Annotated in this window: 22 protein-coding genes and 1 pseudogene; 13 read left to right on the top strand and 10 right to left on the bottom strand. The window is 67.7% G+C overall.

The window, feature by feature from the left end; genetic code table 11:
- The 4 genes and pseudogenes from F3K02_RS27555 to F3K02_RS15185 all read left to right on the top strand — a co-directional run.
- Window positions 1-278 (top strand): annotated as a pseudogene (locus F3K02_RS27555) (iron ABC transporter permease); the annotation flags it as partial.
- Window positions 271-915 carry an ABC transporter ATP-binding protein gene (locus F3K02_RS15195; RefSeq protein WP_177136474.1) on the top strand — a complete coding sequence of 215 codons (645 nt, stop codon included), beginning with the start codon at window positions 271-273 and terminating at the stop codon, window positions 913-915. The pseudogene F3K02_RS27555 and the gene F3K02_RS15195, both read left to right, overlap by 8 nt.
- 126 nt (window positions 916-1041) lie before the next feature.
- Window positions 1042-1389 carry a YbjQ family protein gene (locus F3K02_RS15190; RefSeq protein WP_177136473.1) on the top strand — a complete coding sequence of 116 codons (348 nt, stop codon included), beginning with the start codon at window positions 1042-1044 and terminating at the stop codon, window positions 1387-1389.
- A 10-nt stretch (window positions 1390-1399) separates the two neighbouring features.
- The gene (locus F3K02_RS15185; RefSeq protein WP_177136472.1) at window positions 1400-1852 is read left to right on the top strand and encodes a hypothetical protein; all 453 of its coding nucleotides are present in this window, start codon (window positions 1400-1402) and stop codon (window positions 1850-1852) included.
- A gap of 16 nt (window positions 1853-1868) precedes the next feature.
- Here F3K02_RS15185 and F3K02_RS15180 read toward each other — a convergent pair whose 3' ends face one another.
- From F3K02_RS15180 to F3K02_RS15170, 3 genes are all read right to left on the bottom strand, one after another.
- Window positions 1869-2279 carry a hypothetical protein gene (locus F3K02_RS15180; RefSeq protein ID WP_177136471.1) on the bottom strand — a complete coding sequence of 137 codons (411 nt, stop codon included), beginning with the start codon at window positions 2277-2279 and terminating at the stop codon, window positions 1869-1871.
- A 67-nt stretch (window positions 2280-2346) separates the two neighbouring features.
- Entirely contained in the window at window positions 2347-3537 is a 1191-nt protein-coding gene (locus F3K02_RS15175; RefSeq protein WP_177136470.1) for a lytic murein transglycosylase, read from the bottom strand.
- Window positions 3538-3541: 4 nt separating this feature from the next.
- Entirely contained in the window at window positions 3542-4906 is a 1365-nt protein-coding gene (locus F3K02_RS15170; protein WP_177136469.1) for an MBL fold metallo-hydrolase, read from the bottom strand.
- Window positions 4907-5065: 159 nt separating this feature from the next.
- On the opposite strand from F3K02_RS15170, the gene F3K02_RS15165 reads away from it, so the two are divergent.
- Window positions 5066-5767: a haloacid dehalogenase type II gene (locus F3K02_RS15165; RefSeq protein WP_177136468.1), complete on the top strand. Its 702-nt coding sequence runs from the start codon at window positions 5066-5068 to the stop codon at window positions 5765-5767.
- A gap of 155 nt (window positions 5768-5922) precedes the next feature.
- Here F3K02_RS15165 and F3K02_RS15160 read toward each other — a convergent pair whose 3' ends face one another.
- A complete protein-coding gene (locus tag F3K02_RS15160) occupies window positions 5923-6957 on the bottom strand; it encodes a ZIP family metal transporter (protein WP_177136467.1) in 1035 nt (344 codons plus the stop codon).
- A 256-nt stretch (window positions 6958-7213) separates the two neighbouring features.
- Between F3K02_RS15160 and F3K02_RS15155 the strand changes: the two genes are divergently transcribed.
- Both F3K02_RS15155 and F3K02_RS15150 read left to right on the top strand, forming a co-directional pair.
- Window positions 7214-8230 carry a sulfate ABC transporter substrate-binding protein gene (locus F3K02_RS15155; RefSeq protein WP_177136466.1) on the top strand — a complete coding sequence of 339 codons (1017 nt, stop codon included), beginning with the start codon at window positions 7214-7216 and terminating at the stop codon, window positions 8228-8230.
- A gap of 61 nt (window positions 8231-8291) precedes the next feature.
- Complete coding sequence (locus F3K02_RS15150) at window positions 8292-8855, top strand: alpha/beta fold hydrolase (RefSeq protein WP_177136465.1); 564 nt, start codon at window positions 8292-8294, stop codon at window positions 8853-8855.
- Window positions 8856-8892: 37 nt separating this feature from the next.
- Here the strand turns inward: F3K02_RS15150 and F3K02_RS15145 are convergent, their stop codons facing one another.
- A complete protein-coding gene (locus tag F3K02_RS15145) occupies window positions 8893-9093 on the bottom strand; it encodes a hypothetical protein (RefSeq protein ID WP_177136409.1) in 201 nt (66 codons plus the stop codon).
- A 123-nt stretch (window positions 9094-9216) separates the two neighbouring features.
- Here F3K02_RS15145 and cysT point away from each other — a divergent pair, with 123 nt between their 5' ends.
- From cysT to F3K02_RS15125, 4 genes are all read left to right on the top strand, one after another.
- Window positions 9217-10083 carry a sulfate ABC transporter permease subunit CysT gene (gene cysT / locus F3K02_RS15140; protein WP_177136464.1) on the top strand — a complete coding sequence of 289 codons (867 nt, stop codon included), beginning with the start codon at window positions 9217-9219 and terminating at the stop codon, window positions 10081-10083.
- Window positions 10080-11069, top strand: coding sequence for a sulfate ABC transporter permease subunit CysW (cysW, locus tag F3K02_RS15135; RefSeq protein WP_177136463.1), 990 nt, complete (start codon window positions 10080-10082; stop codon window positions 11067-11069). The genes cysT and cysW overlap by 4 nt, the downstream gene beginning before the upstream one ends.
- 18 nt (window positions 11070-11087) lie before the next feature.
- Window positions 11088-12176: a sulfate/molybdate ABC transporter ATP-binding protein gene (locus tag F3K02_RS15130; RefSeq protein ID WP_177136462.1), complete on the top strand. Its 1089-nt coding sequence runs from the start codon at window positions 11088-11090 to the stop codon at window positions 12174-12176.
- Window positions 12177-12309: 133 nt separating this feature from the next.
- Entirely contained in the window at window positions 12310-12717 is a 408-nt protein-coding gene (locus tag F3K02_RS15125; protein WP_177136461.1) for an MAPEG family protein, read from the top strand.
- Between the two features lie 19 nt (window positions 12718-12736).
- On the opposite strand, the gene F3K02_RS15120 is transcribed toward F3K02_RS15125, so the two are convergent.
- Together F3K02_RS15120 and F3K02_RS15115 are read right to left on the bottom strand one after the other, a co-directional pair.
- A complete protein-coding gene (locus F3K02_RS15120) occupies window positions 12737-14380 on the bottom strand; it encodes a gamma-glutamyltransferase family protein (RefSeq protein ID WP_281362807.1) in 1644 nt (547 codons plus the stop codon).
- A gap of 21 nt (window positions 14381-14401) precedes the next feature.
- Window positions 14402-15025, bottom strand: coding sequence for a glutathione S-transferase family protein (locus tag F3K02_RS15115; RefSeq protein ID WP_177136460.1), 624 nt, complete (start codon window positions 15023-15025; stop codon window positions 14402-14404).
- A 75-nt stretch (window positions 15026-15100) separates the two neighbouring features.
- Between F3K02_RS15115 and F3K02_RS15110 the strand changes: the two genes are divergently transcribed.
- Window positions 15101-15262 (top strand): VOC family protein, encoded by a 162-nt coding sequence (locus F3K02_RS15110; RefSeq protein WP_177136459.1) that lies wholly within the window; start codon window positions 15101-15103, stop codon window positions 15260-15262.
- A gap of 10 nt (window positions 15263-15272) precedes the next feature.
- Here F3K02_RS15110 and F3K02_RS15105 read toward each other — a convergent pair whose 3' ends face one another.
- Window positions 15273-16412, bottom strand: a complete 1140-nt coding sequence (locus tag F3K02_RS15105) for an NAD(P)/FAD-dependent oxidoreductase (protein WP_218179470.1) — start codon at window positions 16410-16412, stop codon at window positions 15273-15275.
- Window positions 16413-16459: 47 nt separating this feature from the next.
- Window positions 16460-17473 (bottom strand): adenosine deaminase, encoded by a 1014-nt coding sequence (gene add, locus F3K02_RS15100; protein ID WP_177136457.1) that lies wholly within the window; start codon window positions 17471-17473, stop codon window positions 16460-16462.
- Window positions 17474-17710: 237 nt separating this feature from the next.
- Between add and F3K02_RS15095 the strand changes: the two genes are divergently transcribed.
- Window positions 17711-18139, top strand: a complete 429-nt coding sequence (locus F3K02_RS15095; protein ID WP_177136456.1) for a DUF1810 domain-containing protein — start codon at window positions 17711-17713, stop codon at window positions 18137-18139.
- A 100-nt stretch (window positions 18140-18239) separates the two neighbouring features.
- Here F3K02_RS15095 and dnaJ read toward each other — a convergent pair whose 3' ends face one another.
- Complete coding sequence (dnaJ, locus tag F3K02_RS15090) at window positions 18240-19364, bottom strand: molecular chaperone DnaJ (protein ID WP_177136455.1); 1125 nt, start codon at window positions 19362-19364, stop codon at window positions 18240-18242.
- Window positions 19365-19445: the final 81 nt, after the last annotated feature.

Raw genomic sequence — 19445 nt, 5'->3', positions numbered from 1 at the left:
TGTTGTGGCGGGTCACGCTGCCGCTGGTGGCGCCCGCGCTGCGCCGCGGCATGGCCTTCGCCGCGGCCACCGCGCTGGGCGAGTTCGCCGTCACGTTGTTTCTCTCGCGCCCCGAGTGGACCACGCTCACGACGCTGATCTACCAGCACCTCGGCCGCCCCGGCGCCGCCAACCTCGACGCGGCGCTGGTGCTGGCCTGTGTGCTGATGGGGCTGGCGCTGGCGGCGTTCACGCTGATCGAAGGCCCTGCGCAGAAGGACAATGACGCCCATGCTTGAACTGCGCGACATCCACAAACAATGGGACCACCGCCCGCTGCTCGACGGTGTGAGCCTGCGCGTGGAAGCGGGGGAGACCGTGGCCCTGCTTGGGGCCTCGGGCAGCGGCAAGAGCACCCTGCTCAAGATCGTGGCCGGGCTGGACGCGCCGGAGGCGGGCAGCGTGTGGTTCGACGGCGTGGACATCACGGCCCTGCCGCCCGAGCAGCGCGGCTTTGCGCTCATGTTCCAGGACTTCGCGCTGTTCCCGCACCTCAACCTGCAGGACAACGTGGCCTTCGGTCTGGTGGAGCAGGGCGTGCGCCGCAGTGAGGCACGCAATCAGGCCCGCATCATGCTCGCGCGCTTCGGCCTCGCTGGTCAGGCGCTGCGCAAGGTCTGGACGCTCTCGGGCGGTGAACAGCAGCGCGTGGCGCTGGCGCGTGCGCTCATCACGCAGCCGCGCGCCTTGCTGCTCGACGAACCCTTCAGCGCGCTCGACGCCTCCCTGCGCGAACAGCTGCGCACCGAGTTCCGCGAACGCATCACCGAGGCCGGCATGACCGCCATCCTGGTCACCCACGACGAACAGGAAGCCCGCGCCATGGCACAACACGCCTGGGGTCTGCAGGGCGGGAAGCTGGTGTCACTCTGGTGAGGGTCTGGCTCCCTCTCCCGGGCGCGGGAGAGGGCTGGGGTGGGGGGGGGGGCTCGTGGCCGCTGGCACAATGATCCAGCACCCGCCGTGAGGTGCCTTCACGGTCTCAATCCAACGGGAGTTCACATGGGCTGGTTTTCAAAATCCACCGACGGTTTTTTCCTCAGCACCACCACGCCGCCCGGCATCGAGCTGAAGCAGTACCTGGGCGTGGTCAACGGCGAAGCCATCATCGGCGCCAACATCTTCCGCGACATGTTCTCGTCGGTCCGTGACGTCGTGGGCGGGCGCGCCGGTGGCTACGAGCGCGCGCTGGCCGGTGCACGCGACGCGGCGATGGACGAGCTGATCGAGGCGGCGAAACAGATGGGCGCCAACGGTGTGATCGGCATCGACTTCGACTACGAAGTCATGGGCGAGACCAACGGCATGATGATGGTCGCCGTCAGCGGCACGGCGGTCAAGCTGGGCTGAGGACCACCGCATGCCCATGGACGCCTACATCCTCATTGGCAACGCCAACACCCGCAAGACCTCGGTGGTGCGCAGCCTCACGGGCTGTTTCAACCGCAGCGTGCGCGACATCCAGCTGCAAAGCAGCCGGCGACCGCAGCGCTTCTACGCCCGTGTCGGCACCCTGCAGATCACCCGGACCTCGATCGAAGATTTCATCCATGAAGTGGACCGTTCGCGTTGCGAAGCGGTGGTGTTCTGCCTTTCGCCCACGGCGCACAAGACCGACCTGGAGGAATTTCCCGACGCCCAGACCTACGTGGCCGCCTTGCGCGAGCGGGGCTGGCGCATCAAGGGCGTGGCGGTGCTGGGCCAGGACGGCGGCGGCGTGCGCGCGCCGAACCTGCGGCAGTACATCCAGGCGCCGACCGCGCCCGTCAATCTGACGGCGCGTGACGTGCGGGCGCAGTTCGGGTGGTTTTGATCGGCCCGCGCCGGGCTCAGCGGCGCTGCGATCCGATGACTTCCTTGAAGACCAGCGTAGTGGATTCAGGCTTCTTAGCCCATTCAGAGGCGCCGCAAACCAGTGCGTCGGAGAACCGGTTCCAATAAATATCATCCCACGCCCGTTGTCCGCTGACCTCCGCTTTGAACCAGTGGGGACCGGAGGCATATAGCCGCCGCACGGCAACCTTATTGGCAAGTTTGACCTTGGTTCCAACGGGTGTGTCTCCCCGTTGGGTCGTGACGACGCAGATTTCCTCGGTCAGATGACCGATTCGTCGAGCCACATCCCGGTCGGCATCATCCAGCGGCGAGGACTCGGAGGTCAGATCAATGGTCGCAAGACAACCGCTGAGCAAAGTCAAAGAAACAACTGACAGCAGTACAAATGTCCTGAGTGATTGCATGGTTCCTCCCTCGAATTTCGGTTCGGAACCGTGGCACACCGACTCCGCCGTGTGGCGATCTTACGTCTCAGCTACCGCGCAGCGCGCGCAAGAGCTTCAGCCCGCCGCGCCCGTTCACTTCCATCCCCAGCCGCGCCTGCTCGATGCGGATCGCGGCACGGCTCTTTTCACCCAGCATGCCGTCCACCTCGCCGATGTCGTGGCCGCGCAGGATCAGCAGGCCTTGCAGTTCGCGGCGCTCGGCGCGTGAGATGCCCGGGTCGTCGGTGGGCCAGGGGGTGGTGAAGGGGCCGGCGCCGCGCAGGCGGTCGCTCAGGTGGGCGATGGCCAGGCCGTAGCTCTCGGCGGCGTTGTAGCTGTAGACCGCGTCGAAGTTCTTGAACACGAGGAAGGCCGGGCCTTGCGCGCCCGCGGGCGTCATCAGGCCGGCGGGGCCGAGGCCTCCTGGCAGCGGAGAACCATCCACACGCCGCACACCGCGCGCGGCCCACTCGCTGATCGGCCGCTTGCTGCGGCGGCCTTCCTGGGTGGTGTCGAAGCCGTCGGGCAGCTTCACCTCGAAGCCCCAGGGCTGGCCGCTCTGCCAGCCGGCTTTGGCCAGGAAGTTCGCGGTGGAAGCGAGCGCGTCGGCGGTGCTGTCCATCAGGTCGCGGCGGCCGTCGCCGTCGAAATCGACGGCCAGGCGTTCGAAGGTGGTGGGCATGAACTGCGTGTGGCCGAAGGCGCCGGCCCAGGAGCCCACCAGCCGCTCGGGCGCGATGTGGCCGCCCTGCAGGATGCGCAGCGCCGAATAGAACTCGCCGCGGAAGAAGGCCTGGCGCCGGCCGTTGCACGACAGCGTGCCCAGCGCCTGCACCAGCGGGTATTTGCCGAAAGTCTGGCCGAAGTTGCTTTCGACGCCCCAGACCGCCACCACCGTGGCCGGGTCCACGCCGTAGCGTTGCTGCACACGCGCCAGCGTCTCGGCGTGCGTCGTGAGCATGGCGCGCCCTTCGGCCACACGTTCCTCGTCAACCAGGCCGCTGAGGTAGTCCCAGATCGGCATGCGGAACTCGGGCTGGTAGTCCAGCTTCTCGATCACGCTCATGTCGGGCTGCAGGTCCTGGGTGAAGCGGCGGTAGGCCGACTCGGAGACGCCGGCGGTGCGGGCAGCGCCTTGCAGGCTGTCGATGCAGCGGGTGAACTCTTCGGGCGGCGAGGTCTGAGCGAACGCGGGCAGGGTGATGGCCAGGGCGGCCAGTTGCAGGATGTGTTTCATTTCTTCATGCCGCCCAGGTCGAACCGTGCTCTGGAACCATCGCCTGCCAGCGCAGCTCGGTTTCGATGCGGTGGCGCAGCGCGTCGGAGGCACCCATGTCGCCGTGCGTCACGAACACGCGGTGCGGTGCGGCGGGCAGGGCGCGCAGCCAGTCCATGAGCTGGCTGGCGTCGGCGTGCGCCGAGGCCGATTTCATCTGCACCACCTCGGCGCGCACGGGCACGTCCTGGCCGTGGATGCGCAGCTTGGTCGCACCGTCCGACAGGCTGGCGCCGCGCGTGCCGGGCGCTTGGTAGCCCGTGAGCACCACCATGTTGCGGTGGTGGCCCAGGTACTGCACCAGGTGGTGCAGCACGCGCCCGCCCGTGGCCATGCCGGCGGCGGCGAGCACGATCTTGGGGCCGTGTTGTTGCGCGATGGCTTTGGACTCGTCGGCCGAGCGTGTCATCTTGGCCACGTGCTCCATGTCGCGGCATTGCGCGGCGCTCAGCCGGTGTTCGCCGATGTGGCGCTCGTAGAGATCGGTGGTGTGGATGGCCATGGGGCTGTCCAGGTACACCGGCAGGCTGTGCGGCAGCACGCCGTTGGCCTTGAGCAGGGCGATGGCGTGCAGGATCTCCTGCGCACGTCCCACCGCGAACACCGGCACAACGGCCGTGCCACCGCGCGCGGCCACACGCGCCAGCGCCGGGCCCAGTTCGGCCAGCACGTCTTCCTCCGGGTGCTCGCGGTCGCCGTAGGTGGACTCGACCACCACCACGTCGGCCGCGGGCGGCTGGTCGGGCGGGTTCATCAGCGAATCGTCGGGCCGGCCCAGGTCGCCCGAGAACAGGATGCGCTTGCCACCCACTTCCAGCAGCAGGCTGGCCGCGCCGAGGATGTGGCCCGCGCTGGTGAAACTCGCCTTCCAGCCGTGCAACGGCTCAAAGACCTGGTGCATGGGCACGGTGCGGATCAGCTTCAGGCAGTCCAGCGCGTCGCTCTCGGTGTAGAGCGGCAACGCGGGCGCGTGTTTGCTGAAGCCTTTTCGGTTGGCGAAGTTGGCGTCTTCTTCCTGGATGTGGCCGCTGTCGGGCAGCAGGATCTGCGTGAGGTCGCGCGTGGCGGGCGTGGCCCAGACCTTGCCGCGAAAACCCTCCTTGGCCAGCAGGGGCAGGTAGCCGCTGTGGTCGAGGTGTGCGTGCGTCAGGATCACGGCGCCAATGTGGTTCGGCATCACCGGCAGCGGGTCGCGGTTGCGCAGGCGCAGCTGCTTGTAGCCCTGGAACAGGCCGCAGTCCACGAGCACGCTCTGTCCGTTGAATTCAACCAGGTATTTGGAGCCGGTGACGGTGCCGGCCGCGCCGAGGAATCGGATGTGTACGTTCATGCGAACCATCTTACCCTTCGGGTGCCCGGATGACCTGCGTGCACAGGGTGCCCGACGGGGCTTTGGCATTCCGGGCTGCACCGCTCAGAATGCGGGAGAACGCGACCCGGTTCCGCCGAACCGGCGCGCAGCAGAACACCACACACCGGAGCCCGACCCATGCCCATTCAGGCGGTTGTTTTTGATGCCTACGGCACCTTGTTCGATGTGTATTCGATCGGCGCGCTGGCCGAACGCCTGTACCCCGGGCAAGGTTCGGCGATCTCGACCCTGTGGCGCGACAAGCAGATCGAATACACGCGCCTGATTTCGCTGTCGGACCCCGACGGCGAACACGGCAGCCGCCACTACCGGCCGTTCTGGGACCTGACCCGCCAGGCCTTGCGCTACGCCCTGCAGCGCCTGGGCCTGCCGCTGTCGGATGCGCACGAAGAAGCGCTGATGGCGCAGTACGCGCAGCTCACCGCTTTCCCGGAAAACCACGGGGTGCTGCAGACGCTGCGCGGGCGTGGCATGACCACCGCGATCCTGTCCAACGGCAACCCCGAGATGCTGGCCTCGGCCGTGCAGAGCGCGGGCATGGCCGATCTGCTGGACCATGTGATCTCGGTCGACGGCGTGCGCCAGTTCAAGACCATGCCGGTGGCGTATGGCGAGGTGGCCCGTCACATCGTGGCCGAGAAGTCGGACGTGCTGTTCGTCTCCAGCAACGCGTGGGACGTGCTCGGCGCCACCTGGTTCGGCTTCACCACCCTGTGGATCAACCGCCAGGGCCTGCCTTTCGAGACCATCGGGCGGCGGCCCGACCACACGGGCTCCGACCTGCGTGCGGTGCTGGATGTATTGGGTCTGGTTGCGTGAGGGGATGACCCCGAGGTATCGGCTTGCTATGGCTCCGGAGCGTCACACCGCCGCACGAAGAGGTGCAGCCCAGGGCACCGCCGGGCCGGCTTTGCCGGACGGCCAGTGCCGCCCCCTTGAGGGGGGCGCGCGCAGCGCGGCGGAGGTGCTTCGATTCAGCCCAGGCTGGCGTCCAGCATCAGCATGAAGATGAAGCCGGCCATGAGCGTGACCGAGGCCATGCCTTCGAAGCCGTTGCGGTGTGTCTCGGGAATGATCTCGTGGCTCACCACGAAGATCATCGCGCCCGCGGCCACCGCGAGACCGATGGGGTAGAAGGCCGGCAGGCTGCCGAGCAGGGCCAGGCCCGTGATGGCGCCGAAGGGCTCGGCCAGACCGGAGAGCGCGGCCACCGCCCACGACCTGCCCGCACTCTGGCCGAGCGTGCGCAAGGCCATCGCCACGATCAGGCCTTCGGGCATGTTCTGCAGGCCGATCGCCAGCGCCACCGAAGCGCCCGCGTTCACCGGCGCGGCGCCGTCCGCGCCGAGCGCCGTGCCGGCGTAGGCCGCGCCCACGGCCAGTCCTTCGGGCACGTTGTGGATCAGGATCGCCAGCACCATCAACCAGGCGCGCTGGGTGGCGCCCGGATCGCGGCCGTCGGCCGTGGTCCATGGCGCGGCGTGGCCGGTGGCGGCCGGGGGCAGCACCGCGTGTTCGTGCGGCAGGGCGCGGTCGATGCCGATCATCAGCAACATGCCCAGCGTGAGGCCGATGGCGGTGAGCCCGGCGGCACCGGTGCGCGCCGAACCGGTGGCGGCGAGCAAAGCTTGCCCCGCATCGATGGACGGCAGGAGCAGGGCAAAGATGGCGGCGGCCAGCATCACACCCGCGGCGAACGACATGAGCGCCGACTCCTGGCGCTTGCTCACGCGCTGCACCAGGAAAACGGGCAGCGCCCCGACGGCGGTGGCCAAAGCTGCGAGCAGCGAAGCCTGCACGCCCGCCGTCATGGCGCTGCTGGCGCCGGTGGCGTCCCACCAGACGCGGGTGGGCGCCCAGAAGGTGCTGCCCGCGGCCAGCCCGGCCATCAGCAGCAGGCCGACACCGAGCGCGAACAGGGCGTTGCGCAGCGCGTGCGGTGGCACCGGCAGTTCCAGGCGCTGCATCTGGAACCACGCGGGCTGGATCTGGCTGATGAGGGCGGTCATGGCGGGCTCCTGGCGGGGTGTTCGGCGGTGTTTTTAACCGTTCTGGATGGGTAGTTTGTCAAAAACTATTGACCAACACCATTTGATTGCCTTGATGGGGCCCATAGCCGCAGCGGGGGTCTGCGCCGGGTCTTGGCGGCCAAAACACATTTGGCTCAGCTGTTTTAGTAATAAACAACTGAAAACGTATTCGTTCCTGTTTTGTTGCCCGGCTTCCATGATCCGCTCCGTTGTTCATTCATTTCCGGAGAAACCCATGACATCCCGCCGCAGCTTCACCACCATCCTGATCGCCGGCACCCTGGCCGCCGCCGCCTTGCCGGCCTTCGCGCAGCCCGCCCCCGTCACCCTGCTCAACGTGTCTTACGACCCGACGCGCGAGCTCTACGTCGAAGTCAACGCCGCCTTCATCAAGCACTGGAAAGCCAAGACCGGCCAGGAGGTGACCATCAAGCAGAGCCACGGTGGCTCGGGCAAGCAGGCCCGTTCCATCATCGATGGCCTGGACGCCGACGTCGCCACGCTGGCCCTGGCCGGTGACACCGACGCGCTGCACAACAACGGCGGCTGGATCCCCAAGGACTGGCAAAAGCGCCTGCCGCTCAACAGCGCGCCCTACACCTCCACCATCGTGCTGGTGACCCGCGCGGGCAATCCGAAAAACATCAGGGACTGGGACGACCTGATCCGTCCCGACGTGAAGGTCATCACCCCCAACCCCAAGACCTCGGGCGGCGCGCGCTGGAACTACCTGGCCGCCTGGGAATTCGCCAAGCGCAAGTACGGCGGTGATGCCAAGGCCAAGGCGTTCGTGGGCAAGCTGTACGCCAACGTGCCCGTGCTCGACTCGGGCGCGCGCGGCTCGTCCATCACCTTTGCCCAGCGCGCCCAGGGCGACGTGTTCATCAGCTGGGAAAACGAGGCCTACCTGCTGGAGAAGGAGTTCGGCAACAAGGTGGACTTCGTCTACCCCTCGCTCTCGATCCTGGCCGAGCCGGCCGTCACCGTGGTGGACAAGAACGTGGACAAGAAGGGCATCCGCGCCGTGGCACAGGCCTACCTGGAGTACCTGTACACCGAAGAGGCGCAGGACATCATCGGCAAACACTACTACCGTCCGACCTCGGCCAAGGCCCAGGCCAAGTACGCCAAGCAGCTGCCCAAGCTCAACCTGTTCAAGATCGAAGAGGCCTTCGGCGGCTGGGAGCAGGCGGCCAAGGTGCACTTCGCAGACGGCGGCAGCTTCGACCAGATTTACAGCACCCGCCCATGAGCGCCGCCCGGCCGCTCCGAAGGCGCTCAGCCCCGCAGTGCGCAGCACGGAGGGTCGTCCAGTGAACGCAGCCCGCATCCTCATCGTGCCGGGCTGGCGCAACGCCGAGCCCGAACACTGGCAGAGCCTGTGGGCCGATCGACTGCCCAACGCCCACCGTGTGGAGCAAGGCGACTGGCTGTTCCCACGCCGGCAGGACTGGGTGGGCCGGCTGGCGGACGAGATCCTTGCGAGCCGTGGCGAACGGGTCGTGCTGGTGGCGCACAGCCTGGGCTGCATGGCGACCGTCCACCTGCCGCCCGAGGCTGCGGCACGCGTGAGCGCGGCCCTGCTGGTGGCGCCGGCCGATCCAGAGCGGCGGGCGCAACTCGCCGACTTTGCCCCGGTGCCGCACCAGCGCTTGCCCTACCGCAGCATCCTGGTGGCCAGCAGCAACGACCCGTATTGCCCGGTGCGACTGGCCGGCGCCTACGCCCGGGCCTGGGGCAGCGAGTTCTTGAGGCTGGAGAACGCGGGCCACATCAACGTGGCTTCCGGTTTGGGCGAGTGGCCACAGGGCCTGCAACTGCTGGCTCAGTTGGGTGTCGACATCGACCCCGCCGAGCTGTTGCGGCGTGCGGCCTGATGGCCATGGGTTTGAAGAGACCTCAACACCGCCTGCATCAGGCCATGACCACGGCGATGAAGGCCAGCATGAAGATCAGCAGGGCCGCCATGGCCGGCAGGATGAGGGGCATGTAGTGCACGACGCTGTCAAGGATGTCTTCTGCGTGCTCTTCGGCGTACGCACGCAGTTCCGGGTCGGAGTAGGTCCTCGGATGGTCGGCCATGGCCTGGTCGGGAGGTGGCTGATGGTGCTGCATGGCAATGGCCTTTCAAGCTTGCATCGCGGCGAGCGACGCTTCTGTGCCAACAGCCTGACCTGATCGAGCGCGCACGTCAACCACACGACCCGCATGGCTTTTTCATGCGAGAGAACCCACCACATGAACACCTCAACGCTCCTTGCCGTCATTCCACGGAATGCCAGACCCCGTCGCGCCCCGCGCCGCGTGCTGCCGGGCTTCAAGCTCACGCTCGGCTTCACGGTGTTTTACCTGTGCCTGATCGTGCTGATCCCGCTGTCGGCGCTGGTCTTCAAGACTTTCACGCTGACCTGGCCGCAGTTCTGGGAGGCGGTCACCGCGCCGCGTGTGCTGGCCTCGTACCGGCTCACGTTTGGCGCGTCGTTCATCGCGGCGTCGGTGAACGTGGTGTTCGGCCTGCTGGTGGCCTGGGTGCTGGTGCGATACAGCTTTCCGGGCAAAAAGATCGTGGACGCGCTGGTGGACCTGCCGTTTGCGCTGCCCACGGCCGTGGCCGGCATCTCGCTCACCGCGCTGCTGGCCGGCAACGGCTGGATCGGCTCGCTGCTGGAGCCGCACGGCATCCAGCTCGCCTTCAACCCCAACGGCATCGTGATCGCGCTGATCTTCATCGGCCTGCCCTTCGTGGTGCGCACGGTGCAGCCGGTGCTGGAAGACGCCGAGAAAGAACTGGAAGAGGCCGCGACCTGCCTGGGCGCCACGCGCTGGCAGACCTTCAGTCGCGTCATCTTCCCCAGCATCGCGCCCGCGCTGCTGACCGGCTTTGCCATGGCCTTTGCGCGTGCCGTGGGTGAATACGGCTCGGTCATCTTCATCGCCGGCAACATGCCCATGGTGTCCGAGATCACGCCGCTGATCATCACAGCGAAGCTGGAGCAGTACGACTACGCCGGCGCCACCGCGGTGGCCACGGTGATGCTGATCATTTCCTTCATCCTGCTGCTGGTCATCAATGGCCTTCAAAGCTGGCAGCGCAAAAAATTATGAAAACACCCCCGCGCCAAGCTCGCGATGCGAGCTCGTCACCCCCTCAAGGGGGCAACGCCTGCGGCCCGGCTAAGCCGGTTCCGCGTCGTTCTCCGAAGAACTTCGCGACCACCGAAGCGCCCTGGGTGCGCTACGCGCTCACCGGCGTCGCGCTGGTCTTCATGTTCCTGTTCCTCGTGCTGCCGCTGGCGGCCGTGGCCACCGAGGCCCTGCGCAAGGGCTGGGACGCCTACGCGGCAGCGCTGCGGGAACCGGACGCCTGGTCCGCCATCCGGCTCACCTTCCTCACCGCGCTGGTGGCCGTGCCGCTGAACCTGGTGTTCGGCGTGGCGGCGGCCTGGTGCATCGCCAAGTACGAGTTCAAGGGCAAGTCCTTCCTGACCACGCTGATCGACCTGCCGTTCTCAGTGTCGCCCGTGGTGGCGGGCCTGATCTACGTGCTGGTGTTCGGCGCGCAGGGCTGGTTCGGTCCCTGGCTGGCCGAGCACGACATCCGAATCGTGTTCGCCGTGCCCGGCATCATCCTCGCTACCATCTTCGTCACATTCCCCTTCATCGCGCGTGAACTCATCCCGCTGATGCAGGCGCAGGGCAACGACGAGGAGCAGGCGGCCCAGGTGCTCGGCGCCACCGGCTGGCAGACCTTCTGGTACGTGACCCTGCCCAACATCCAGTGGGGCCTGATCTACGGCGTGATCCTGTGCAACGCGCGGGCCATGGGCGAGTTCGGCGCGGTCTCGGTGGTGTCGGGCCACATCCGCGGCCAGACCAACACCATGCCGCTGCATGTGGAGATCCTCTACAACGAATACCAGTCGGTGGCGGCGTTTGCCGTGGCTTCGCTGCTGGCCCTGCTGGCGCTGGTGACGCTGGCCATCAAGTCGATGGCCGAGTGGCGCATGGAGCGCGAACTCAAGGCCCTGGCCGAGCTGCCGCCCGAGCGGCCCACCCCTGCGCTGGGCGCCACCGCCGGCAGCGCCCACTGACTTTCACCGGGAATCCCCATGAGCATCCAGATCCGCAACGTCAACAAGCACTTCGGCAGCTTCCAGGCCCTGCGCGACGTCAACCTCGACATTGCATCGGGCGAACTGCTCGCGCTGCTCGGCCCCTCGGGCTGCGGCAAGACCACGCTGCTGCGCATCATCGCGGGCCTTGAAACGCCCGACACCGGCAGCATCCACTTCAGCGGCGAAGACACCACCGACGTGCACGTGCGCGAGCGCAACGTGGGCTTCGTGTTCCAGCACTACGCGCTGTTCCGCCACATGACTGTGTTCGAAAACGTGGCCTTCGGCCTGCGCGTGAAGCCGCGCGGCGAGCGCCCGAGCGAGGCCCAGATCCAGCAGAAGGTGACCGACCTGCTCAAGCTGGTGCAGCTCGACTGGCTGGCCGACCGCTACCCCTCGCAGCTCTCCGGCGGCCAGCGCCAGCGCATCGCGCTCGCCCGGGCGCTGGCGGTGGAGCCCCAGGTGCTGCTGCTCGACGAGCCCTTCGGCGCGCTCGACGCCAAGGTGCGCAAGGAACTGCGCCGCTGGCTGCGCCGCCTGCACGACGAACTGCACGTGACCAGCATTTTCGTCACGCACGACCAGGAAGAGGCGCTGGAGGTGGCCGACCGCGTGGTGCTGATGAACCAGGGTGTGGTCGAGCAGTGCGGTTCGCCGCAGGATGTGTGGGACCACCCGGCCAGCCCGTTCGTGTACGGCTTCCTGGGCGACGTGAACCTGTTCCATGGCCGCGCACATGAGGGCTTGTTGCACCTGGACGGCGTGGCCATTCACACGCCCGAACACGCCGGCGCGCAGAACGCCCAGGCCTTCGCCTACGTGCGCCCGCACGACCTCGACGTGCAGCGGTACACGGCGGGCGCCAGCGGCATCGTCGCCACGCTCAGCCGCGCCATCGTGGTCGGCCCGATCGCGCGGCTGGAGCTGTTGCCGGTGGAAAACAACCATCCGGCGGGCCACGACCCGCTGATCGAGGCTCAGATCCCCGCGTTGCAGTTCCGCGAGCTGGGCTTCAAGGAGGGCGAGACGCTGGTGGTCTCGCCGCGCAAGGCGCGCGTGTTCCTGCAGCCGCAGGCGAGCTGACCCCGTCCTTTTGACGCTTTGCCTGGCAGGTGCCACGGCGGACACCGGTTTGCCTGCCGGTGAGGTCCTGTCGCATCATGTCGGCTGGCCCTCGCCCGTCGCTGTCCCATCCACCCACCCGGAGCTCCCGACCATGTCTCCTTCGCTGCTGGCCCTGCTGGGCTTCATTGCCTGGACCCTGTTGCTGCTGGTGATCATGGAGACCATCCGGTCCAGGCTGGTCCTGATGGGCGCGGTGGCGGCCAACGGTTTCCAACCGGACAACGCCAACCTGTCGCCCTTCATGCAGCGCCTGGCGCGAGCCCACGCCAACTGCCTCGAAGGTCTGCCCGTTTTCGGCGGGTTGTTGCTCGTGGCGGCGGTGGCGGGCCGGACCGCGGTCACCGATCCACTGGCCTGGGTGCTGCTGGGCGCGCGGGTCGTGCAGTCGCTCATCCACCTGGCGTCCACCTCGCCGGCGGCCGTGACGGCCCGGTTCACCGCGTTTGCGGTGCAGATGGGCATTGCGGTCTATTGGGTTGTCCGCCTGTACGTCGCATAGGGCGCAGCGACTCGCAGTTTCAGAACCCCACCGCCTGCCCGTCGCGCCGCGGGTCGCTGGCCGCCACGTAGCCCTCGCTCGCCGGGTCGCCGAGGCGCCAGATGAACTGCCCCGCGCCGAAGTCCTGGTAGGGGTCGTCGATCAGGCGGGTCTGGTGGCCCAGGTCTTTCAGGCCCTGCACCGTGGCCGGGTCCATGGCGGATTCGACGTTGATGTGCAGTCCGGCGTCGAAGCGCCAGCGCGGTGCGTCGCAGGCGGCTTGCACGCTCTGGCCGTGGTCCAGCAAACGCACGAGGGTCTGCACATGGCCCTGGGGCTGCATGTTGGCGCCCATCACGCCGTAGCTCATCACCGGTTGCCCGTCTTTCGTGAGGAAGGCCGGCACGATGGTGTGGAACGGCCGCTTGCCCGGCGCCACCAGGTTGGCCGTGTTGCGGCCGGGGCTGGCCTGCAGGTTGAAGCCATGGCCGCGGTTCTGCAGGCTGATGCCGAACAACGGTTCCACGGTGCCCGAGCCGAAGCCCATGTAGTTGCTCTGGATGAAGCTGACCATCATGCCGCGCTCGTCGGCCGCGCTGAGGTACACCGTGCCGCCCTTGGCGGGGTTGCCGGCACCGAAGTCCTGCGCGCGCTGCCGGTCGATCAGCTTCGCGCGTCCGCGCAGGTAGGCCGGATCGAGCATCTGTTCGGTGCTCACGTCCATCGCGCCGGGTTCGGCCACGTAGCGGTAGACGTCGGCGAAGGCGAGTTTCATGGCTTCGATCTGCAGGTGCTGCGCGGCCACGCTGTCCACCGGCATGGATGCCAGGTCGAAGTTCGAGAGGATGCCCAGCGCGATCAGCGCGGCGATGCCCTGGCCGTTGGGCGGGATCTCGTGCAGCGTGTGGCCGCGGTAGTCCTGGCCGATGGGCGCGACCCACTCGGGGCGGAAGGCCGCCAGGTCGGCCTCGGTCAGCGCGCCGCCGTGTTGCGCCGCGAAGCGCGCCAGCGCCTGCGCGATGGGGCCGCGGTAGAAGGCCTCGCCTTTCGATTCGGCGATGGCGCGCAGGCCGCGCGCGGCGGCCGGAAACTTGAACAGTTCACCCACCTGCGGCGCGCGGCCCCAGGGCAGGAAGTGCTCGGCAAAGCCGGGCTGGCTTTGCAGCTCGGGTGTGGCGGCGGCCCATTTCTGCCGCACCACCACCGGCACCGCACAGCCTCGCTCGGCCAGTTCGATGGCCGGTTGCATGAGGTCGGCAAAGGGCAGTTTTCCAAAGCGTTCGCTCAGGGCCGCCCAGCCGGCCACGGCGCCGGGCACGGTGACCGAATCAATCCCGCGCTTCGGGGGCGTGAGTGCATCGCTGCCGTGCTTGCGGTGGAAGTAGCCCGGCGTCCAGGCCATCGGCGCGGTGCCCGACGCGTTGAGACCGTGCAGTTGCTGCCCGTCCCAGAGGATGCAGAACGCGTCCGAGCCCAGGCCGTTGCTCACCGGCTCGGTGATGGTGAGCGCGGCCGCGGCGGCGATAGCCGCGTCCACCGCGTTGCCGCCCTGCAGCAGCATGCGCAACCCGGCCTGCGCTGCCAGCGGGTGCGAGGTGCTGACGATGTTGCGCGCGAAGACCGGCAGGCGGGTGCTGGGGTAGGAGTTGGGGGTGTGCAGGTTCATGGCGTGGTGAGTGGGCATGATCGAAAGACGCTCCGCCTCTCAGGCGTAGTCGTAAGTGCCGCCCTTTTTCAGCGCGCGCTGGTAGGCCGGGCGGGCATGGATTTTCTTGAGCCAGGCCATGGTCGCGGGCCGCGAAGGGCCCAGGCCGGCGCGCGAGACGGCCGCTTCGAGTGGGAAGCTCATCATGATGTCGGCGGCGCTCATCTGTTGGCCCGCGAACCATGGGCGGGACGCCAGCTCCTGCTCGATGTAGTCCAGGTGTACGTCCACCATGGGCTGCACCTTCTTGATCGCGATCTTGCCCACCAAAGGAATCTTGGACATCGCCAGCATGAGCAGCAGCATGGGCATCACCGAACCTTCGGCGTAGTGCAGGAACTGCCGGTAGCGGCGCAGGCCCTCGCCCTGGTCGGCGGGGCCGAGAAGACCGGTCTTCTCGACCAGGTACTCGCAGATCGCGCCGGTTTCCACCAGCTTGACACCACCGTCCTCCAGCACCGGTGATTTGCCCAGCGGGTGCACTTCTTTCAGCTCCGGCGGCGCGAGCATGGTGTGTTTGTCGCGTTCGTAGAAGCGGATCTCGTAGGGCAGCTTCAGCTCTTCCAGCATCCAGAGCAGGCGCTGCGAGCGGGAGTTGTTCAGGTGGTGGACGATGAGGGGCATGGCAGAGGGCATGGAAGGAGACAAGGTTTGCATTGTGGTGCACAGCAACCGTCCCGTTTCAAACAGGGGCTCAACATGTCCACCAGCCCGCACGCCATCAACGGGTTTGAAATCCCCGCCACCGACTTCGCCCGCGCCAAGGTGTTCTACGAAGCCGTGCTCGGCCGCGGCTTCGGCTTCTTTGCCCACTTCATCGACACCGAGGGCAACAAGGTCGGCCTGCACTCGATGGGTTGAGCGCGGGCGCTCAGGCCCGCAGCGTTGTCCGTGCGGGCGACAGCATCGCTGCCGTCAGTCCGCTGTCCGCGATGTGCGCCGGCAGTGGCAGCCCGCGCGCCAGCGCCGCGCAGGACTCGCCCATGGCCGCGCTGGTCTGGATGCCGTAGCCGCCCTGCGCAGCGCACCAGAAAAAGCCCGGCGCGTTTGCATCGAAGCCACCCACCAGATCACCGTCGGCCACGAAGGAGCGCAGGCCGGCCCAGGTGTGGGAGGGGCGCGGGCTGAGCGTGGTCCAGGTCTCGATGGCGTACAGGCCGAGCGCGATGTCCAGCTCTTCGGGTTGCACGTCCTGCGGCACGGTCGGGTCGGCGTTCACCGGCGAGGCGAGCAGGGCGCCGGCGTCGGGCTTCATGTAGAAGCTCTCGTCGGCGGCGAGCAGCAGCGGCCAGTGCGCCGTGTCCACGCCGGCCGGGGGCGCGAAGGTGAAGGCTGTGCGGCGTTTGGGCACCAGGCCGATGGGCGCCACACCCGCCAGGCCGGCGATGGCATCGCACCACGCGCCCGTGGCATTGATCAGCACCGGCGCGGTGTATTCGCCACCGGCCGCGGTGCGCACGCGCCAGAGATCGCCCACGCGTTCGATGGCCGTGACCTCCGCATCCGTCACCAGCTCGCCGCCCGCGCGCCGGAAGCCGCGCAGGTAGCCCTGGTGGATGGCGTGCACGTCCATGTCAAAGCTGTCGGGTTCCAGGATGGCGGCGCTGACCTTCTCGGAGCGCAGCGCGGGCACCATCGCCAGGGCTTCGTCGGCGCCCAGCCAGCGGCCGCGGGGGCTGATGGCCTTGAGCACGTCCCAGGCTTCGTGCAGGTGGTGCATCTCGTCAGCACCCGCCACCGTCAGCAGGCCGCGTGGCGTGAGCAGCGGCGCGCTGGCAAAGCCTTCGGGCGGGTGCTGGAAGAAGGGCTCACTGGCCCGCGACAGCGCGCGCACCTGGGGCGTGCCGTAGGTGGCGATGAACTGCGCGGCCGAGCGGCCGGTGCTGTGGTAACCGGGCTGGCTCTCGCGCTCCAGCATGACGCAGCGACCGTGCGGCGCGAGGAAGTGGCCGGTGGAAGCGGCGGCAATGCCGGCGCCGATGAGGATGAAATCGTGCGTTGGAGTGCTCATGCTTGGCATGTTACGGCGCGCCGGATTGGCCCGGCGCCAACGTGGATTCACCAGCGGTCCAGGGCCTCGCGCAGCCGGGTTTTGACGTCCGCGTTGGCGAAGCTGGCGTCGATGGACGTGCGGGCCACGGCGCGCAGATCGTCGTCGGTCCAGCCGAAGGCGGCCTGGCACAGCGCGTATTCGGCTTCGAGCGTGGTCTCCAGCAGGGCCGGGTCGTCGGTGTTGAGCGAGACGGGCACACCCGCGCGGCGCAGCCGGTCCACCGGGTGGACGTCGATGGAAGGGTAGACGCCGAGTTTGAGGTTGGAGGTGGGGCAGACACCCAGGGGAATCTGGCGCTCGGCCAGCAGGGCCACGAGCGCGGGGTCTTCGATGGCGCGAACGCCGTGGTCGATGCGGTCGGCGCCCAGCCATTCGATCGCATCGCGCACGCCTTCGGGGCCGCTGGACTCACCCGCGTGCACGGTGCGCTTCAGACCCGCGGCGCCCGCGCGGCGGAAGGCCTCGGCAAAGCGCGGACCGGTGCGCCCCGCCGAGGCCTCGTTGCCGTCGATGGAGAGGGCGACCACACGCGGGTGCCGCAGCGCCACCAGCGTATCCACCAGTTCCGCCGCGGCGTCGGCCGACTGCGTGCGCAGCAGGCTCACGCACAGACCCACGGGGGGCAGACCGTCCTGCTCGGCGGCGCGAAACCCGGCGTCGAGCGCGTCGACCATGGCCGCCAGGCGGCCGTGCCAGGGCTTCCAGTGGGTGGGGTTGAAGATCAGGTCGACGTAGCCCGTGCCGCTGGCGGCCAGGCGCTGGCTGAAGCCGTAGGCCGCTTCGGCCAGTTCTTCCCGGCTGCGCACCAGTCCGCAGGCCCAGTCGAGAAAGTGCAGAAAGTCGGCGAGACCCTCGAACTTCAGCAACTGTTCGGGCGGGCGGGGCAGCGGCTCGCCGAAGCGCCGGGCCCAGGCCTCCAGCTGCGGCACCGGCAGGCAGCCCTCCAGGTGCACATGGACTTCGGCGCGTGGCAGGGTGCGCAGGCGGTCGTGCGGCGTGTCTGGGGTGATCGTTGTCATGGACTGGCGGTGATGTCTGGATGAACCGCCATGATCGGTGATGCCAGTGGCTGTGCCATACGGCCTGTCGCATAGCGGTTATCGGATCACCATGTAGACCGCCACCGCAAGCGGTGTGTGTCTGCGACCGGTCGCGTTGAGCCAGCAAGTCGCTGGCTACACTGGCCCCACCGGCGCCAGGAGGTGCCGCTCCAGGTCACCTTGAATCCCGCAACGCCTTCGTCAACCACCACCGGCATGCACGATCCGTTCAACCTCCAGCGTTTCATGGACGCCCAGTCCGGCGTCCATGAAACCGCGCTCGCCGAGCTGAAACAGGGTCGCAAGCAGACCCACTGGATCTGGTTCGTGCTGCCCCAGCTCCGGGGCCTGGGAAACAGCCACCACGCCCAGTTCTATGGCATCAGCGGCAAGGCCGAAGCGGTGGCCTATCTGGCCCATCCGCTGCTGGGCCCACGGCTGATCGAATGCATCCGCGCGATCAGCCACCACGTTGGCCAGAGCGCCGAGTCCATCCTCGGCCCCATTGACGCTCTCAAGTTCCGCAGTTGCCTGACGCTGTTCGAGGCGGTTTCACCGGAAACACCCGAGTTCTCTGCCGCGCTGCGGCAGTTCTACGGCGGCACCCGCTGCCCGAAGACGCTGGCGCTGCTGGCTGATGGGTAGAAGGCGTCGGTGAGCAGGTCCGCGGGTTGATCGGTTGAAGGCAAAAAAGGGGCGACGGTCACCCGGCGCCCCTTCGCATTTCTGAACCCCTCGGCCGAACTTAGACGAAGAAACTCTTCGCCTTTTCAAACCAGCCTTTGTCGTGCGGGCTGTGCTTGTGGCCGCCTTTCTTGAACGACTCGTCGAGTTCCTTGAGCAGCTTGCGCTGGTGCTCGGTGAGCTTGACCGGCGTTTCCACCGCCACGTGGCAATACAGGTCGCCGGGGTAGCTGCTGCGCACGCCCTTGACGCCTTTGCCGCGCAGGCGGAAGGTCTTGCCGCTCTGCGTGCCTTCGGGCAGGTCGATGGTAGCCTTGCCTTGCAGCGTGGGCACGTCGATCTCGCCGCCGAGTGCGGCGATGGTCATGCTCACGGGCACCTGGCAGTGCAGATCGTCGCCCTCGCGTTCGAAGATGTCGTGCTTGCGCAGCCGGATCTCGATGTAGAGGTCGCCCGAGGGGCCGCCGTTCTGGCCCGGCTCGCCGTTGCCGCTGCTGCGGATGCGCTGGCCGTCGTCGATGCCCGCGGGGATCTTGATCTCCAGCGTCTTCTGCTTCTTGATCTTGCCCTGGCCGTGGCAGCTGGTGCAGGGCTCGGGGATGATCTTGCCGCTGCCGTGGCAGGTGGGGCAGGTCTGCTGCACGCTGAAGAAGCCCTGGCGCATCTGCACCTGGCCCTGGCCGTGGCAGGTGGAACAGGTCTTGACGCTGGTGCCGGGCTTGGCACCGGTGCCCTTGCAGGCCTCGCAGTCGTCCCACGACGGGATCTTGATCTGTGCGTCCTTGCCGGTGGCGGCCTCTTCGAGGCTGATTTCCATGGCGTAGGACAGGTCGGCGCCGCGGTAGACCTGGCGGCCGTTGCGCTGGCCGCGGGCACCGCCAAAGATGTCGCCGAAGATGTCACCAAAGGCGTCGCCGAAGCCGTTGAAGCCTTCGGCGCCACCGCGCATGTTGGGGTCCACGCCGGCGTGGCCGTGCTGGTCGTAGGCGGCCTTCTTCTGCGGGTCCGACAGCATTTCGTAGGCCTCTTTGGCCTCCTTGAACCGTTCTTCGGCGGCCTTGGCCGCATCACCCTGGTTGCGGTCCGGGTGGTGCTTCATCGCCAGCTTGCGATACGCCTTCTTGATTTCGTCGTCCGAGGCGTTCTTGGGCACGCCCAGCACTTCGTAAAAATCGCGTTTAGCCATGGTCTTTTGCAGATCTGTTTGAACACAAACGCCGCGTCAGGTTGCCCAGACGCGGCGGCGGCTTGAAAGCCATCGAAATGG

The sequence above is a fragment of the Hydrogenophaga aromaticivorans genome (assembly GCF_013387465.1).
GTDB lineage: Bacteria > Pseudomonadota > Gammaproteobacteria > Burkholderiales > Burkholderiaceae_C > Hydrogenophaga > Hydrogenophaga aromaticivorans.
Note: the sequence above shows the minus strand (reverse complement) of the source record. Positions and strands in the feature narration are given on the sequence as shown.

Coding starts and splice junctions, on each gene's coding strand:
- F3K02_RS15195 (WP_177136474.1), top strand. CDS start 271: ATGCTTGAACTGCGCGACATCCACAAACAATGGGACCACCGCCCGCTG.
- F3K02_RS15190 (WP_177136473.1), top strand. CDS start 1,042: ATGGGCTGGTTTTCAAAATCCACCGACGGTTTTTTCCTCAGCACCACC.
- F3K02_RS15185 (WP_177136472.1), top strand. CDS start 1,400: ATGCCCATGGACGCCTACATCCTCATTGGCAACGCCAACACCCGCAAG.
- F3K02_RS15180 (WP_177136471.1), bottom strand. CDS start 2,279: ATGCAATCACTCAGGACATTTGTACTGCTGTCAGTTGTTTCTTTGACT.
- F3K02_RS15175 (WP_177136470.1), bottom strand. CDS start 3,537: ATGAAACACATCCTGCAACTGGCCGCCCTGGCCATCACCCTGCCCGCG.
- F3K02_RS15170 (WP_177136469.1), bottom strand. CDS start 4,906: ATGAACGTACACATCCGATTCCTCGGCGCGGCCGGCACCGTCACCGGC.
- F3K02_RS15165 (WP_177136468.1), top strand. CDS start 5,066: ATGCCCATTCAGGCGGTTGTTTTTGATGCCTACGGCACCTTGTTCGAT.
- F3K02_RS15160 (WP_177136467.1), bottom strand. CDS start 6,957: ATGACCGCCCTCATCAGCCAGATCCAGCCCGCGTGGTTCCAGATGCAG.
- F3K02_RS15155 (WP_177136466.1), top strand. CDS start 7,214: ATGACATCCCGCCGCAGCTTCACCACCATCCTGATCGCCGGCACCCTG.
- F3K02_RS15145 (WP_177136409.1), bottom strand. CDS start 9,093: ATGCAGCACCATCAGCCACCTCCCGACCAGGCCATGGCCGACCATCCG.
- cysT (WP_177136464.1), top strand. CDS start 9,217: ATGAACACCTCAACGCTCCTTGCCGTCATTCCACGGAATGCCAGACCC.
- cysW (WP_177136463.1), top strand. CDS start 10,080: ATGAAAACACCCCCGCGCCAAGCTCGCGATGCGAGCTCGTCACCCCCT.
- F3K02_RS15130 (WP_177136462.1), top strand. CDS start 11,088: ATGAGCATCCAGATCCGCAACGTCAACAAGCACTTCGGCAGCTTCCAG.
- F3K02_RS15125 (WP_177136461.1), top strand. CDS start 12,310: ATGTCTCCTTCGCTGCTGGCCCTGCTGGGCTTCATTGCCTGGACCCTG.
- F3K02_RS15120 (WP_281362807.1), bottom strand. CDS start 14,380: ATGCCCACTCACCACGCCATGAACCTGCACACCCCCAACTCCTACCCC.
- F3K02_RS15115 (WP_177136460.1), bottom strand. CDS start 15,025: ATGCCCCTCATCGTCCACCACCTGAACAACTCCCGCTCGCAGCGCCTG.
- F3K02_RS15110 (WP_177136459.1), top strand. CDS start 15,101: ATGTCCACCAGCCCGCACGCCATCAACGGGTTTGAAATCCCCGCCACC.
- F3K02_RS15105 (WP_218179470.1), bottom strand. CDS start 16,412: ATGAGCACTCCAACGCACGATTTCATCCTCATCGGCGCCGGCATTGCC.
- add (WP_177136457.1), bottom strand. CDS start 17,473: ATGACAACGATCACCCCAGACACGCCGCACGACCGCCTGCGCACCCTG.
- F3K02_RS15095 (WP_177136456.1), top strand. CDS start 17,711: ATGCACGATCCGTTCAACCTCCAGCGTTTCATGGACGCCCAGTCCGGC.
- dnaJ (WP_177136455.1), bottom strand. CDS start 19,364: ATGGCTAAACGCGATTTTTACGAAGTGCTGGGCGTGCCCAAGAACGCC.